Origin of the sequence: Haladaptatus sp. R4, from assembly GCF_001625445.1 — an archaeon.
In the GTDB taxonomy this organism is placed as follows: Archaea; Halobacteriota; Halobacteria; order Halobacteriales; family Haladaptataceae; genus Haladaptatus.
Genome location: NZ_LWHG01000028.1, coordinates 225,415 through 239,972 on the forward strand (window position 1 = coordinate 225,415; position 14,558 = coordinate 239,972).

The following is a 14,558-nucleotide window of genomic DNA, read 5'->3' on the forward strand; positions in this document are numbered from 1 at the left end:
GCAATCCGGCCATCCGTCCGGCGAACTGCCAACGCTCGCCGTCCCAGTCGGGTTCCCCGTCCTCCGCCGCCGCGGCCGCTTCCCGTTCGCGGAGGATGACGTTGATGGCCGCCATGATCGCGGCGGCTTCCTCCTCGGAGGCGTCCGGCGGAATCGAGAGGGAGACGTCCTCAGAGGTGGGATATTTCCATGTTTCTTTTCGGGTTGGGATTTGCGCTTGCTCATCAGCATGTCGAGGTCGTCGATGAGGCGCGGGCGGGTCTCCTGCGGTTCGATGACGTCGTCCACGAAGCCGCGGTCGGCGGCGGTGTACGGGTTGGCGAACTGCTCGCGGTACTCCTCGATGAGTTCGTCGCGGCGTGCGTCGGGGTCGTCGGCCTCTTCGAGTTCCGAACTGTAGAGGACGTTGACCGCACCCTGCGGACCCATCACCGCGATTTCGGAGGTCGGCCAGGCGTAGTTCACGTCCGCGCCGATGTGCTTGCTCGCCATCACGTCGTACGCGCCGCCGTAGGCTTTGCGGGTGATGACGGTCAACAACGGCACCGTCGCCTCCGAGTAGGCGTACAGCAGCTTCGCACCGTGACGGATGATACCGCCGTGTTCTTGGTCGGTGCCGGGCATGAAGCCGGGCACGTCCTCGAACGTCACGATGGGGATGTTGAACGAATCACAGAAGCGCACGAACCGCGACCCCTTCTCGCTGGCTTCGATGTCGAGGGTTCCCGCGTTGACGCGGGGTTGGTTGGCAACGATACCGACCGAGCGACCGTCGAGGCGGCCGAAGCCGACGACGAGGTTCTTCGCGTAGTCTTCCTGTACCTCGAAGAACGAATCCTCGTCCACGACGCCGTCGATGACGCGCGTGATGTCGTACGGCTTGCGCGGTTGGTCGGGCACGACGGATTTCAGTTCCTCGTCGCGGCGCTCCGGGTCGTCCCACGGTTCCATTCGAGGGGGGTCCTCGACGTTGTTCTGCGGGAGATACGAGAGCAGGCGGCGGATGTCGTCGAGCGCTTCCTCCTCGCTGTTCTCGGCGAAGTGGGCGACGCCGCTCTTGCCGGTGTGGGTCGTCGCGCCGCCGAGTTCCTCGAAGGTGACCTCCTCGCCCGTGACCGTCTCGATGACGTCCGGACCGGTGATGAACATGTGGCTCGTGTCCTTCACCATGAAGATGAAGTCGGTGATGGCGGGCGAATAAACTGCACCACCGGCACACGGCCCCATGATGGCCGAAATCTGGGGCACGACGCCGGAGGCCTGCTGATTGCGGTGGAAGATGTCCGCGTAGCCAGCCAGGGATTCGACACCTTCCTGAATCCGCGCACCGGCCGAATCGTTCAGTCCGATGATGGGCGCGCCGACTTCCATCGCCTTGTCCATGACTTTCGTCACTTTCTGGGCGAACACTTCGCCGAGCGAGCCACCGAAGACGGTGAAGTCGTGGGCGAACACGAACACCTTTCGGCCGTTGACCTCGCCGTAGCCCGTCACGACGCCGTCGCCGGGCACCTGCTTTTCCTCCATGCCGAAGTTGTGGCTTCGGTGGGTTCGCAGTTGGTCGAACTCGTTGAAGGTGTCGTCGTCGAGGAAGTAGTCGATGCGCTCGCGCGCCGTCATCTTACCCCGCTCGTGCTGTTTCTCGATGCGCTCTTCACCGCCGCCCTGCTCCGCCTCGCGGCGTTTTTCGCGTAGTTCGTCGATGCGCTCGTCCATCGTCATCGCTGAACACCCGGACGCATTGTCATTGCCGAATTGCAGTACCAGCGGGCGCAAAAGGTTTCCGTACTGTGCCGGGGAAGGATTCGTCAGCCTGACAACAACGAGTAGAGGTTCAGCGCAAGCGTGACGAGCAAGAACAGCGGTAGAATCGTCCTGACGCCCCACAGCCACGGCGTTCCGAGCGACCGCGCGATCCCACCCGCGCCGGAGTCGAACTCCGCGAGGGCGTTCTTGCCGAGGATCCACCCTGTGAAGACGAGGAATCCGGCGAGTCCGGCCGTCAGCATCAGATCGACCAGCGTTCCCGCGACGAAGGTGAACACGGACGGGGTGAGCGCACAGACCGCACCCGTGACGAGCACCAGCGCGGTGAGGCCGAGCGTCGCGTTCCGCCGGGAGACGTCCTGTTCGTCCACGAGATACGCGACGGGTATTTCGAGCATGCTGATGGAACTCGACAGGGCGGCGAACAGAATGGCGGCGAAGAAGCCGACGGCGACGACCTCACCGTACGGCATCTCCCGGAACGCCCCGGCGACGCCCATAAAAATCGCGCCGGACTCGCCGCCTCTCGTGACTTCCGTGAGACCGCCTTGAAACGCGAACAGGAGCGGAAAGACGACGAGTCCCGCGAGGACACCGACCGCGGTGTTCAGCACGGCGATGACGCTCCCGTCGAACGGGAGGCTGTTGTCCTCGCCCAGATACGAGGCGTAGGTGATCATCGTCCCGACGCCGAGCGAGAGCGTGAACAGCGCCTGTCCGGCCGCGGCGCGGAGCATCCCGATGGGATCGTTCTTGATCGGTGCCGGGTCGAAGTGGAGGTAGAACGACAGCCCCGCTCCCGCACCGGGTCGGGTGACCGCCCACCCCGCCAGTACCGCGAGGAGAACGACGATGAGCGGCATCATCACCTTTGTCGCGGCCTCGATGCCGCGGCGGACCCCGCCGAGGACGACCAGCGCGGTCAGCGCGAGGAACGCGACTTGGAACGCGACGGCTTCCCAGCCGAAGCTGATGGTGCCGAAGTAACCGGAGGGGTCGGCGAAGTACGACCCCGAAAAGCTGGCGAGGAAGTATCGCACGATCCATCCGCCGACGACGCTGTAGAACGACAAGAGGATGAGCGCCGTGACGACGCCGAACAGGCCGACGTACCCCCACGATTTGGTTCCGGGCGCGAGACGCGCCAGCGCCCCCGCCGGGTTTCGGTTCGAGCGGCGACCGATGACGAACTCCGCGAGGAGTCCGGGGACGCCGACGAGCAAGACGATACAGAGGTAGACCACGAGAAACGCGCTTCCGCCGTATTCTGCCGTCATCCACGGAAAGCGCCAGACGTTGCCGAGGCCGACCGCGCTCCCCACCGCCGCGAGGATGAAGCCGACTCGACTCGCCCACGATTCACGTACCATTGCTATGCACTCGCTTGCCCAGGGGATATGAGACTTTCGAGGTTAGAAACCATCAAGACGCTATTAACACACGTGATGGGGCATCAGAAATCGATTTTCAGATTCGAATGGACATGAAATCAGGACTGTCGTCTACGGTTCGTCGATTTTACCCGCCGCTGTTTAAGTACTCGACAAAAAAGAATCAGTGCCGGTGCCGGACGACGCTCAGAAGAACGACATCAGGCTCAGTGCGAGCGTTCCGATGACGGCGATGAGCACGACCACTCTGAGGTGCGTGAGCCAAATCGTGCCGATGTTGCCGCGGGTCTTACCGAGGCCACGTCGGAGTTCCTGAACCGCTCCCGCGCTGTACACCCATCCGACGAAGATGACGGTCAGCACGACGCCGAGGGGGAGGAGGAGGTTCGACGCGATATTGTCGAACATGGTGAACGTGTCGAGACTCAGCGCCGACGGGACACCGAGGGCGAACACGATGACGCCGACGATGACTGTGATGACCGGCCGACTGAGCGAGTAGTTATCCACGAAGTACGAGACGACCACTTCGAGGAGGCTAATCGCCGACGAAAGCGCCGCGATGAGCAGGATGACGAAGAACACGAGACCGACTATCTTCCCCGCCGGTAGTTTCGCGAACGCCTTTGCGAGGGTGATGAACACCGCACCCGCACCGGCCTCGCCGGGGTCGATACTCTGTGCGAACAGGAGCGGGAAGACGACGAATCCGGCGAGAACGCCGATGAAGGAGTTCAAGCCGACGATGCTGAGTCCGTCGGTGAGAAGGTTGTCGTCACCGTCCAAGTAGGACGCGTAGGTGACCATCGCCCCCATCCCGAGCGAGAGCGAGAACAACGCCTGTCCCACGGCGGCGGGGATGATGGACTGGTAATTGTCCACGATGACGCCGAAGTCGGGGGAGAGGAAGTAGTCGTACCCCGCCGCAGCGCCGTCGAGGGTGAACGCCCACAGGGCGAGTCCGACCATCAGGATGGCGATGGACGGAACCATGATTTTTGTCCCCATCTCGATGCCTTTCTCGACACCCAGCGCGACGATACCCACGACGAGTATCATGAACACGAAGTGGAACAGTATCGTTCCAGTACCCGCCGAAATCTGTCCGAAGTACTGGGAGGGGTCGCCGAAGTACGCGCCGGTCCAACTCCCGATGATGTACTGGATGACCCATCCACCGACGACGCTGTAGTAGGACAGAATCCAGAACCCGGTGAACAGGCCGAGGAGTCCGATGATTCCTGCGACTGGACCACCGAGGTTTCTGAACGCGTCCACGATGTTCTTCTTGGTCTCGCGCCCGATGACGAACTCCGCGAGGATGGCGGGCAGTCCGATGAGAACCGCCGCGACGAGGTAGACCACGAGGAAGGCTGCCCCACCGTTCTGTGCAGACATATACGGGAATCGCCAAATGTTACCGAGTCCAACTGCGCTTCCGACAGCGGCCAGAATGAACCCCATTCGGGATGTCCACGTTTCTCGTTGTGACATGTGTATGCCTGCCATTCTTAACTGATGCGTATAAACTGCACGATGTCAATTAATCACTCGAATAAATGATTATCTCATATTATATTCGTGTAAGAAAATGACTCGTCAATCCACCAAACAGCTGAATCCGAAATCAAAGCGGCGTGATATCGTACCACTGAGAGACTAATTGACACCGAAAAACCTCAAACGTAATGACGTTTTCGAGGTCGGATCAGGCTTCGCCGTACACCGGAACCGCCGCCCCGCTGGTCACGCTCGTGGCGTCGCTACAGAGGACACACATCACCGACGCGATATCTTCTGGGGAAACCCACTCGTCGTGGTCGGCGTCGGGCATCATCTCCCGGTTCGCGGGCGTGTCGATGACGCTCGGCATTACGGCGTTCGCTCGAACCACTCCTGAATTCTCCTCGGCGATCGTCTCGGTGAGCAGTCTGACTCCCGCTTTGGACGCCCGATACGGCCCGTCCCCTTCCCCACCTTCGAGCGACGCTCGGGCGCTGACGCTGACGATCGCACCCTCGCTCTTCTGGAGATGCGGCAGCGCGTGCTTGGCAGCCAGGAACATCGTCTTCAGGTTCACGTCGAACAGCAGGTCGAACGTCCCCACGTCCGTCTCCTCGATGGGTGAACCGCCCTTCCACGTCCCCGCGATGTTGACGAGCGCGTCGAGGCTATCGTGGTCGTCGACGACCGCCGAAACGACGGTCTCGACGGCCGACTCGTCGGTGAAGTCGGCCTCGTAGAAATCGACTCGCTCGCCGTCGAGCGGGGAATCCTCGTCCGGTTCGACCACGTCGGTCGCACACACCGTCGCCCCGGCGTCCGCGAACGCGGTACAGACCGCGCTGCCGAGCGCGCCGCTCGCACCCGTGACCAGGACGACATCGTCGCTGAAGTCGAAGCTCACGTCCATGGATCGTCACACAGCGTGAGCCATGAAAACACACACGGCCGTTCAAACCTCGTCGTACGCTCCCAATCGCGTTCCGTCCAACAGGTACGCCTCGCCGTCCGAGAGTCCGTCGGGCAGGAACGGCGCGAGGAATCCCTGCCCCGCGACGTTCACCCACGTCCCGCCCGTCAGGTCGTTGAACGCGGGAAAGACGACGAGTTGGGCGTCGATGGAGAACTCCCCGTCGTACCGTTCCACGAACGGTTCCGGATTCACGCGGCCGCGCAACCAGACGCGTTCGATTCGGCTGCCGCCGACCGAGTCCTCCAATCGCACGCAGGGATGTTCGTGGCCGACGCAGACCACATCTGCCGAGAGCACGTCCTCGCTCGGCCACGTGTGGCCGTGGACGAATCCGACGTCGCCGAGGCGAATCCCATCTCCCGGCGTCACCGCACAGTCGACCCACGACTCGATATCCCCGTCGTGATTCCCCTTCACCAGCGTCACCGGTTGGTCGATGGATTCGAGCAGCACCTCGATTTCGCCGCGCTCGGCCCCACCCGGTCCGGCGATGGAGTGCATGAAGTCGCCGAGGACGACGACCCTGTCCGGGTCGGTTCGCCGGACGAGCGACGCCATTCGCTCGCGGCGCTCGTCCGCACGGCTGTCGAGGTTGATCCCCTGCTCGTAGCGGAGTCCGTCCTCGATTCCGGCGTGGTAATCCGCCACCACGAGCGCCCGTTCGTCGCCGAGCGTCGCGGTCGCGGCCGGTTCGCCGGGAACCGGTTCGACCAGCGCCATCAGATGGGTTTTAGGGTGTCCTCGCCGGATTCGTAACACCGTCCGGCCATCAGCGCGTCCTGCAGTGCGTCCTCCACCTCGGCGGGCGTCGTGTCGTAGGAGTTCACGATGTTCGCCATGAGGCGCTCGCTCTCGACGCCGTCGCCGTCGTTCATGTCACGCATGACCTCCATCACGGTGTTTTCGAGGTTCTCGGGCGCGGATTTCTCGCCATCCTCGTCCGCCGCTTCGGACTCGGATTCGGATTCCGCCGATTCGGATTCTGATTCCGCTCCTTCGGTCGGTGTCGGTTCCGGTTCGGTCGCTTCAGTCTGTTCGGGCTGTGCCGTCCCGGCCTCCGGCCCGGCCGCTTCCGCCGGTTCGGCGGCGGTGTCGGTATCCGGTTCGGATTCCGATTCCGTCGCCATCTCCTGGGCTGGTTCCGGCGTTTCGATGTCGGCCTCACCGGCCGCGTCGACTTCCGCACCGCTGGTGAACTCCGTGCCGAACTCCTCCTCGATCTGTTCGCGTTCACCCTCGTCAACTCGTACATCTCGCCGCTCACGTCCTCGCCCATCGGCTGGTCGTCGAAGTCGCCGAGGTCGTCCTCGTCGGACGTTCCCGAATCGAAATCGCCGAGTTCGTCGGTGGAGTCGTCCGCGGATTCGCTCCCCGTGTCGAACTCCTCGACACCGGTTTCACCGATCGGTTCTCCCTCTCCCGGTTCCGAATCGGCCAATTCGGCGTCCGTCGGTTCCGGTTCGGCCGGTTCCTCGAACTCATCCGGTTCGCGGGCTTGCGCCGGCGGCGTTTCGGGTTCCGGATCGACGTCCGGAGCCGTGGTTTCCGTCGCCGATTCGGGTTCGGTTGCCGATTCGCGTTCGGTCGCGGTTTCGGATTCGGACACCGTTCCAGCGTCGAACTCCGACTCGGCTTCCGTCGTCGATTCGCCCCCCGCTGCCGGTTCCGAACCCACCGCCGATTCGCTCTCTGCTGCCGGTTCCGACTCGAACGTCGATTCCGCTTCGGATTCGGATCCGGATTCGAACGTCGATTCCGCTTCGGCGGATTCGGTCGTCTCCGAGTTCGACGGTTCGGCGTCGAACTCGGTCGCGGGTTCCGTTTCCGTCCCGGCTTCCGTCTCGACGTCGGGCGTTTCGAGCGACACGTCCACGTCGAGCGTCGCGTCGCCGGGTTCGTCCGGCGACGCATCGACCGTTCCGACCTCGTCCTGTTCGCCCGCGACGACGCGGGCCGCATCGAGCGCCACGTCCTGCAACTCGGCGAGGTACGGCGTCGACGTCCGATAGTGGTCGAGCGCCAGCGGGACACCGGCGGCGAGGCCGGTGTCCACGTCGGCGGCTTCGAGCGCCTGGCGCAGGTCCTCCCCGCGCTGGCCGGAGTCGAGCGCACCGGCGAACGTGCGAACCCTGTCGAGGGTCTGTTGTGCCGTTTGGACCGTCCAGCGGTCGCGGGTTTCGGCGTCGACCGCGTTCATGCTCTCCGGTCGGATCGAGGTGTACACCAAGTCCGAGTCATCGGGCTGGAACGTCCGCGCCTTGCCCGTCACGGCGACGAACATCGGCGCTTCGGCGCGTTCGAGGAACGCGAGCGCGTCAGGCTGGTACTGGCCAGCGTAGACGACGAACCCGCCGGTCGGGTCCACGATTCGGGCGCGGAGCACCTCGTCGCCGACCTGCTCGATTTCGGTCAGCACCCCGACGACGAACAGACGGTTGATTCGTGCACCCGTCGGCGTGACGACGTAGTTCGGCGCGCGCTCCTCGTCGCTGTCGGAGTGTTCGAGCGATGACCCGTCGTACTCGGCGGCGAAGATTCGCCACGCGACTTCCCGGCGGCCGACGCCACCCTGCGAACTCATGCGTCCACCTCCGCGAGGAAGGCCTTCGCACGGTCGGCCGGGTTGTCGTCCGTCTCGGCGAACTCGGTCGCTTCGAGGTTCGCGCCGTAATCGTCCACCGAGAGGTTACCCCGGACGCGGTACTCGTGGCCGACGACCTCCTCGCGGATGCTGTCCGCGACGACTTCCTGATCCATCGCGTCGCGGGCCTGCTGGCGGGCCTTCTCCAGACCGCCGCCGTACACTTCCGCGGTGAGGTCGGCGTCCAGAATCGCGGTGACGGTTCCCGTCCCGTCGTCCACGATGGCCTTCACGCGCAGGTCGTCCTCGCCGTCCACCTGTCCGTGGCTTCGGCACTGGCCCTTCTGCACCACACGTCCACACTCGGGACAACGCTGAATGAGACCGGAGCCGTCACGAACGGCCACGATGTTGCCGAGGACTTCCACGTCGAACGCGCCGCCCGTCTCGACCGCTTCGCGGACGGACATGCGCGTCGCGCTGTCGTTTACGTCCACCTCGCGTTCGAGGGGTGAAACGGTCGTGAACTCCGAGAAGTTGATCGACGGCACGCCGCGGAACTCGCGCACGTAGACGTTGTCCACGCGAATCTCCGCGCCCTCCGTCACCTCGTCGCGCGCTTCCCAGTCGGTGAACGGGAGTCGCGCCGACTCGTCGGCGACGATACCGCTCTTGATCTCGGTGTCGCCGTCGCGTCCGTCGATGACTTTGCTCTCGGCTTCGAGAACCGTCACCTCCAGCGCGACGCCGCGGTCGCCGGGTCGGACCTCGGCCAACGTCGCGTCGCCGCCCACTTTGTAGGATACGTCGAGTTCGGTGTTCTCGCGCGCGATGTTGGTGCTATCCCCGAGGTTGAGTTCGGGGTTGCCCTCCCACTCTCGCACGCCCGCGTTGCCCGCGGTGATGACCTCGCCCGGACTGAGGCTGAAGTCGTTCCACGCCGTGTAGGAGATTTTTCCGGTTTCGTCGGCCAGTTCCCCCTCGAAAATCGTCTGCTCGTTGCCCTGATAGCGAATCGAGCGCTGGCCGACGGTGAGCACCTTCGCGGTGATCGTGACGTTGCCCATGTCGGTCGTCACGTCGTCGATGTCGGCCGTGGAGGGCGAGGAACTGCTCGAACTGCCGTCGCCGTACTTTCGTCGAAGGCTCTGTTTGGCTTCGTCTACCGGCACACTGTACTCGATGAGGTTCTGCAGGTCTGCTTTGACCTCCTCTTTGTCTACGCCGAGGTCGGAGGCGAGCGCCTCGGCATGGTCGTCAACGTTCATCACCCGAAGTTGGGACGGGATGGATTAAAAGTGTTCGTCGTCGCTAGAAGTGTGAGCGGGAATGGAGGTGGAATCGAAATCGACCGAAATCCGCTATCGCCCGGCAAATCCCCACGCGAAGACCAACCCGATCAGCATGACCGGATTCTCACCAAGACCGAACTCATTCCGACAAAGCGACCGTTCTTCCTTCCGAGACACCGAAAACGGTTTTCTCCCGTGAGCCGTACTCCGGAGCATGCACGTGGTCGTCAACGCCGCGATGAGCGCCGACGGAAAGCTCTCCTCCCGCCAGCGCGAGCAGGTCGCCATCAGCGGCGCGAACGACTTCGACCGGGTAGACGACCTTCGGGTGGAAAGCGACGCCATCGTCGTCGGCGTCGGAACCGTCCTCGCGGACGACCCCTCCCTGACCGCCGACGATGGAGCAAACCCGACACGCATCATCGCGGATTCGCGGGCGCGAACCCCGCTCGACGCGCAGGTGTTGGACGACCGGGCGGATACCCTCATTTTCGTCGCCGAAAGCGCGCCGACCCGGAACGTCCGAGCGCTGCGCGGGGCCGGTGCGGACGTCGTCGTCGCCGGAAACGGTCGCGTCTCGCTCCACCGGGCGTTTTCGGAACTCGAATCGCGCGGCACCGAACAGGTCATGGTCGAGGGCGGCGGCGAACTCATCTTCTCGATGTTCGACTGTGGGTTGGTGAACGAACTCCGCCTCTACGTCGGGTCGCTGGTCATCGGCGGCCGGGACGCGCCGACGCTCGCGGACGGCGAGGGCTTCGTGGAGAGAAACTCGTTTCCGGACCTCGAACTCGATTCGGTCGATACGATGGACGACGGCGTTCTGCTTCGCTATCTCGTCTCCTGACTGGTTCGTCTCAGATCCAGCCTTCCTGCGCGAGCAGTTCGCCGTTCAGCACGCTCGCACCGGCGGCGCCGCGAATCGTGTTGTGGGCGAGGCAGTTGTACTGAATCCCCGTCGAAGTCTCCTGTACGTCACCGACCGCAATCTGCATGCCGCCGCCGAGGGTGCGGTCGAGGCGGGGTTGCGGGCGGTCGGGGGCCTCGAACACTTTGATGAGCGGGTCCGGCGCGCTCGGGAGGTCGAGCGTGGTGGCGTTTTCGAGGGCTTCCTCGGCGCTCGCCTTCGTTATCTCCTCGGCCGTCTCCGCCCACACGTTTTCGAGGTGGCCGTCCAGCGTCGGGACGCGATTACACGAGGCCGCCACGTCCACGTCGTGAAGCGAGATTTCGCTGCCGTCGAAGGTGCCGAGCAGTTTTCGTGGCTCGTCCACCATCTTCTCCTCCTCGCCGCCGATGTGCGGGATGACGTTGTCGATAATCTCCATCGACGTGACGCCGTCGTAGCCCGCGCCGGAGACGGCTTGCAGGGTGGAGACGTGCACGCGCTCCAAGCCGAACGAATCGAGCGCGGCGAGCGTCGGCACCATCGTGATGGTCGAGCAGTTCGGGTTCTTGACGAGCGCGCCGTCCCAGCCCCGTTCGTCGCGCTGGACTTCGATGAGGTCCAGATGCTCCGCGTTGACTTCCGGGATGACGAGCGGAACGTCCTCGGCCATTCGGTCGTTCGAGGAGTTCGAGGAGACGACGTACCCCGCCTCGGTGAACTTCGGTTCCACTTCGGCCGCGACGCCGGACGGAAGCGACGAAAAGAGGAGGTCCACGTCGTCCGGGACGTCGCTCGGGTCGGTCGCGCGTACTTCGATGTCGCCAACGTACTCCGGGATGGGCGAATCGATCCGCCACTTCGCCGCTTCGCGGTAGAGTTTCCCCGCGCTGTTCTCGCTCGCGGTTATCGTCGTCAGTTCGAAGTCCGGATGACCGTCGAGGAGTTGAATGAATCGCTGTCCGACCGCTCCGGTTCCGCCGAGAATTCCGACGTTAACACTCATGTGAAACTCGATAGCAGGAGTGTGCAAGTAGCTTTCGACGGTGTCGGTGTTTGCCGTGAGGCCGATAGCCGTCCGTCGATTCTCGCGGCGATACGTGTCCCATGTCTGAACACTATGCTAATATATCGGTTGAAGCCTCTGGGAGAGCATGGAGAGGGATGTTGTCACATGTCAGGGGTGCGGCCGTGCATACTCGGCCCGCGTTCGAGACGACGGCACGTACGTCCTCCCGACGGACACGGGTACGTGTGAGCGATGTGGAAGCGTCGAGTTCGATAGAGTCTCCAAGGAGATAGTCGAAAACGATTGAACCGCTCGGCTCCGCAGAATCGATGAACAGTGCGACAGCACTGAGAAAATTACTCTTTCTTGCGCGTGACGTAGCCGGCGATGCGGTTGCGGACGCCCTTCGAGCCGATGTTGGTCAGCTTTTCGACGCTGTCCTTGTTCTGGTTGAAGTCCTTCGTGAATGCGGTCGGATATCGCTCCAACAGGATGTTCCCTGTCTTCTTGACGTAGTCGGGTTTGATTGCCATACCGAACTCTTTCCGATAGCGGGCCTTAAAAGCATTCGTTCGCGTCGGCCGCGACGAAGCTATCGGCGACCCCGGAACTATCGTCTGACTCGAAACCCGTCTTCCCCGTTCGGGTCGTCGTACTCGACGTCCACGTCGTCAACGTCCGCGGCCGGACTCCCCGTGTGACACCACTCGACCATCTCCTCGACCGTGGATTCGGGGCCCTCGAAGACGGCTTCGACGCGCCCGTCGGAGAGGTTCTGCACCCAGCCGTCGATTCCCTTCGATTCCGCCGTGTCCCGGGTGTTCGCCCGATAGAAGACGCCCTGTACCTTGCCGGAGACGAAGACGTGTGCGCGAGTACGATCCGTCATATGCGAAAATTCGAAGTCGAACCACAAAATCCTCGGGGCCGTTCACCCTTCGGTTCCCTCCTCCGGTGGCATCCGTTCGTACGAGAGGTGTTTCACCGCCGTTCGGATTTCCTCCTTCGTGAGGTCCAGTTCGTTGTACACGAACGACCTGAGCGCGAGGTACGCGCCGATACCGGAGACGGCGACGCCGATGACGAAGCCGAACAGGAGGGCGGGGAGTCCAGTAACCATATCTTCACTTTCGATAGCCCCACGAAATAACCATCGAATGAACTGTTTCGAATTCCGAACGATCTCTCAGCTTCGAAGATAGTGGAACACGTACGTCTGTGCGTACCCGGCGTACTCGCCGAACTGTTCCCGAATCGCGCGTGACGTGGCCTCGTACGATCCCTGTTCGCAGTGCGGGTAGTGGTCCTCGATGGCGCTCTGAATCCACGTATCGAGCGGAACTGCCTCCAGGTAGTCGAGCGCGAACAGGAGCACGCAGTCGGCGACCTTGTCGCCGACGCCGACGAAGGCCTGCATGGCGTCGCGGGCGTCCTCGTAGGATTTCCCGCGAACGTCGTCCGGTGAGGCCTCGCCGGACGCCAACAACTCGGCGGACTTCTTGACGTACGGGGCACGGTAGCCCAGGTTCAGGTCCCGTAGCGCCCCTTCCGACGCTTCGGCCAAGGCTTCCGGCGTCGGGAACTCGTAGTACGTCTTTCCGTCGAACTCGATGGGGGTTCCGAACTCGCGGGCCAGCGCGGTCTGCATGCCGTAGATTCGGCTCACGCGCATCTGTGCCGAGCAGATGAAGGAGACGAGACACGGGAAAAAGGGATCGCGGACGATTCGCATGCCGCGATATTCGTCGTAGGCCGACTCGACCAGCGAATCCGCGGGCGTGGCGTCGATTATCGCGTCCAAGTCGTCGTCGAGGCGCAAAAGCGAGAACAGGTGAGGTTCGGCGTCGGTCGTCGCCTCCCACTCCAGCAGTCCGTCCCGTTGCCGGGCGCGGACGACGTTCCCGTCGAGGACAGTGTAGTACCACGCCGACCCGCCGTAGGCGTGGGTCGTCTCGTACATCCGTCCGTCCTCGCGCCGCCAGAGGTAACTCTGGCCGCTCTCGACGGTCGATTGGAGATCGAACCCACCCGGTAACTCTTCGACGGGTATCGAACCGGTTTCCATCGCCCGAGAATGGGTATCGGGGACAAGCAACTCTTTCGATTCACCACGTCGCGGCCAGCACCCGCCGCCAGTTCCCGTGGGCGACCTTCGAAACTTCGTCCTCGCCGAACCCGCGCTCCCGAAGTTCCTCGAACACGGCGGGAAGACCGGTCACGTCGCCCACGTCGTCGGGTATCGGTGCGCCGTCGAAGTCGGATCCTAACACCACGTGGTCGATACCTGCGCGGTCGGCGACGTATTCGATATGGTCCACGAGGTCGGACAGGGTCGCATCGGCGCCCGGGTCCGAGTCGTCGGCCAAAATCGGTTCGAGGAAGCCGATGCCGACGACGCCGTCGGCGTCGGCCACGGCGTCTATCTGCTCGTCCGTCAGGTTTCGGGAGTGCGGACAGAGGCTGTACGCACCGGTGTGCGAGGCGACGAGCGGGGCGCCGCTCGTCTCGGCGACGTCCCAGAATCCCCGTTCGGTCAGGTGTGCACAGTCGACCACGATGCCACGCCGTTCGCACGCCCGGACGAGGTCTCGCCCCGCGTCGGTCAGTCCGTCGCCGGTATCCGGACTCCCGGGGTAGCGCGAGACGACGCCCTGCCCGAAGGCGTTCGGACGGCTCCATACCGGGCCGATGGAGCGCACGCCCGCGGCGTACAGGAAGTCGAGGTTGGCGAGGTCGGGAGCGACGCCAGCAGCGCCTTCGATGTGCGGGACCGCGCCGAGTTCACTCGATTCGAGGCAGGCGTCGAAGTCGTCGAGCGAGTCCACGACGCGAAAGCCGTCGACGGTGGCGTCGAGCCTGTGGAGCAGTTCGAGGTATCGGTACGTCACGGACCGCGCGTCGGCGTGGTCGAGTTCCTCGGGGAGGGGGAACTCGTAGCCCTCGTCGGTCCGTCGAACCTCGTGTTCGTCGTCGCTCAGGACGAAGGTGGCGAAGAATCCGACGCCGAGTCCCGCCTCGCGGGCACGCGGGAGATCGATATGTGTGCTCCCGATTCCCTCCGCGAACGCCGATACGGGGTCGTCGGTCGAACCCAACCGGAGCAGCGTATCGTTGTGGCCGTCCACGACCGGCATGTGAGTCATTGCTCGTGATGTG

At 63.6% G+C, this 14,558-nt stretch carries 14 protein-coding genes and 1 pseudogene; 1 reads left to right on the top strand and 14 read right to left on the bottom strand.

Features of this window, described 5'->3' with window-relative positions; genetic code table 11:
* Positions 1 to 177 precede the first annotated feature (177 nt).
* From A4G99_RS16140 to A4G99_RS16170, 8 genes and pseudogenes are all read right to left on the bottom strand, one after another.
* Positions 178 to 1,716 (bottom strand): annotated as a pseudogene (locus A4G99_RS16140) (acyl-CoA carboxylase subunit beta); the annotation flags it as partial.
* A 92-nt stretch (positions 1,717 to 1,808) separates the two neighbouring features.
* A complete protein-coding gene (locus A4G99_RS16145; RefSeq protein WP_066145833.1) occupies positions 1,809 to 3,137 on the bottom strand; it encodes a sodium-dependent transporter in 1,329 nt (442 codons plus the stop codon).
* Between the two features lie 207 nt (positions 3,138 to 3,344).
* On the bottom strand, positions 3,345 to 4,652 hold the full coding sequence (locus A4G99_RS16150; protein ID WP_066145836.1) for a sodium-dependent transporter: 1,308 nt from the start codon (positions 4,650 to 4,652) through the stop codon (positions 3,345 to 3,347).
* Positions 4,653 to 4,866: 214 nt separating this feature from the next.
* Complete coding sequence (locus A4G99_RS16155; protein WP_066145839.1) at positions 4,867 to 5,571, bottom strand: SDR family oxidoreductase; 705 nt, start codon at positions 5,569 to 5,571, stop codon at positions 4,867 to 4,869.
* Positions 5,572 to 5,613: 42 nt separating this feature from the next.
* On the bottom strand, positions 5,614 to 6,354 hold the full coding sequence (locus A4G99_RS16160; RefSeq protein WP_066145842.1) for a metallophosphoesterase: 741 nt from the start codon (positions 6,352 to 6,354) through the stop codon (positions 5,614 to 5,616).
* Positions 6,354 to 6,509 (bottom strand): hypothetical protein, encoded by a 156-nt coding sequence (locus A4G99_RS27410; RefSeq protein WP_223301927.1) that lies wholly within the window; start codon positions 6,507 to 6,509, stop codon positions 6,354 to 6,356. Before A4G99_RS27410 ends, A4G99_RS16160 begins: the two co-directional genes overlap by 1 nt.
* 17 nt (positions 6,510 to 6,526) lie before the next feature.
* Positions 6,527 to 8,215, bottom strand: coding sequence for an RPA family protein (locus A4G99_RS16165; protein ID WP_223301928.1), 1,689 nt, complete (start codon positions 8,213 to 8,215; stop codon positions 6,527 to 6,529).
* Complete coding sequence (locus tag A4G99_RS16170; RefSeq protein ID WP_066145845.1) at positions 8,212 to 9,483, bottom strand: Single-stranded DNA binding protein; 1,272 nt, start codon at positions 9,481 to 9,483, stop codon at positions 8,212 to 8,214. The genes A4G99_RS16165 and A4G99_RS16170 overlap by 4 nt, the downstream gene beginning before the upstream one ends.
* Before the next feature lie 238 nt (positions 9,484 to 9,721).
* On the opposite strand from A4G99_RS16170, the gene A4G99_RS16175 reads away from it, so the two are divergent.
* Positions 9,722 to 10,354 (top strand): 2,5-diamino-6-(ribosylamino)-4(3H)-pyrimidinone 5'-phosphate reductase, encoded by a 633-nt coding sequence (locus A4G99_RS16175; protein WP_066145847.1) that lies wholly within the window; start codon positions 9,722 to 9,724, stop codon positions 10,352 to 10,354.
* Positions 10,355 to 10,364: 10 nt separating this feature from the next.
* Here A4G99_RS16175 and asd read toward each other — a convergent pair whose 3' ends face one another.
* The 6 genes from asd to A4G99_RS16205 all read right to left on the bottom strand — a co-directional run bounded on the left by asd (position 10,365) and on the right by A4G99_RS16205 (position 14,545).
* Positions 10,365 to 11,399, bottom strand: a complete 1,035-nt coding sequence (gene asd / locus A4G99_RS16180; RefSeq protein WP_066145850.1) for an aspartate-semialdehyde dehydrogenase — start codon at positions 11,397 to 11,399, stop codon at positions 10,365 to 10,367.
* Between the two features lie 359 nt (positions 11,400 to 11,758).
* Positions 11,759 to 11,935 (bottom strand): 30S ribosomal protein S17e, encoded by a 177-nt coding sequence (locus A4G99_RS16185; protein WP_066145855.1) that lies wholly within the window; start codon positions 11,933 to 11,935, stop codon positions 11,759 to 11,761.
* Between the two features lie 77 nt (positions 11,936 to 12,012).
* Complete coding sequence (locus A4G99_RS16190) at positions 12,013 to 12,291, bottom strand: acylphosphatase (RefSeq protein WP_066146674.1); 279 nt, start codon at positions 12,289 to 12,291, stop codon at positions 12,013 to 12,015.
* 42 nt (positions 12,292 to 12,333) lie between these two features.
* Entirely contained in the window at positions 12,334 to 12,522 is a 189-nt protein-coding gene (locus A4G99_RS16195) for a hypothetical protein (RefSeq protein WP_066145858.1), read from the bottom strand.
* A gap of 66 nt (positions 12,523 to 12,588) precedes the next feature.
* Complete coding sequence (locus A4G99_RS16200; protein WP_066145861.1) at positions 12,589 to 13,467, bottom strand: DNA-3-methyladenine glycosylase; 879 nt, start codon at positions 13,465 to 13,467, stop codon at positions 12,589 to 12,591.
* Positions 13,468 to 13,507: 40 nt separating this feature from the next.
* Complete coding sequence (locus A4G99_RS16205; RefSeq protein WP_066145865.1) at positions 13,508 to 14,545, bottom strand: dipeptidase; 1,038 nt, start codon at positions 14,543 to 14,545, stop codon at positions 13,508 to 13,510.
* Positions 14,546 to 14,558 lie beyond the last annotated feature (13 nt).

Bases quoted from the DNA above. Each gene is read 5' to 3' on its own strand.
- A4G99_RS16190 (WP_066146674.1), bottom strand. From the start codon at position 12,291: ATGACGGATCGTACTCGCGCACACGTCTTCGTCTCCGGCAAGGTACAG.
- A4G99_RS27410 (WP_223301927.1), bottom strand. From the start codon at position 6,509: ATGAACGACGGCGACGGCGTCGAGAGCGAGCGCCTCATGGCGAACATC.
- A4G99_RS16200 (WP_066145861.1), bottom strand. From the start codon at position 13,467: ATGGAAACCGGTTCGATACCCGTCGAAGAGTTACCGGGTGGGTTCGAT.
- A4G99_RS16155 (WP_066145839.1), bottom strand. From the start codon at position 5,571: ATGGACGTGAGCTTCGACTTCAGCGACGATGTCGTCCTGGTCACGGGT.
- A4G99_RS16205 (WP_066145865.1), bottom strand. From the start codon at position 14,545: ATGACTCACATGCCGGTCGTGGACGGCCACAACGATACGCTGCTCCGG.
- A4G99_RS16145 (WP_066145833.1), bottom strand. From the start codon at position 3,137: ATGGTACGTGAATCGTGGGCGAGTCGAGTCGGCTTCATCCTCGCGGCG.
- A4G99_RS16175 (WP_066145847.1), top strand. From the start codon at position 9,722: ATGCACGTGGTCGTCAACGCCGCGATGAGCGCCGACGGAAAGCTCTCC.
- A4G99_RS16185 (WP_066145855.1), bottom strand. From the start codon at position 11,935: ATGGCAATCAAACCCGACTACGTCAAGAAGACAGGGAACATCCTGTTG.
- asd (WP_066145850.1), bottom strand. From the start codon at position 11,399: ATGAGTGTTAACGTCGGAATTCTCGGCGGAACCGGAGCGGTCGGACAG.
- A4G99_RS16165 (WP_223301928.1), bottom strand. From the start codon at position 8,215: ATGAGTTCGCAGGGTGGCGTCGGCCGCCGGGAAGTCGCGTGGCGAATC.
- A4G99_RS16195 (WP_066145858.1), bottom strand. From the start codon at position 12,522: ATGGTTACTGGACTCCCCGCCCTCCTGTTCGGCTTCGTCATCGGCGTC.
- A4G99_RS16170 (WP_066145845.1), bottom strand. From the start codon at position 9,483: ATGAACGTTGACGACCATGCCGAGGCGCTCGCCTCCGACCTCGGCGTA.
- A4G99_RS16150 (WP_066145836.1), bottom strand. From the start codon at position 4,652: ATGTCACAACGAGAAACGTGGACATCCCGAATGGGGTTCATTCTGGCC.
- A4G99_RS16160 (WP_066145842.1), bottom strand. From the start codon at position 6,354: ATGGCGCTGGTCGAACCGGTTCCCGGCGAACCGGCCGCGACCGCGACG.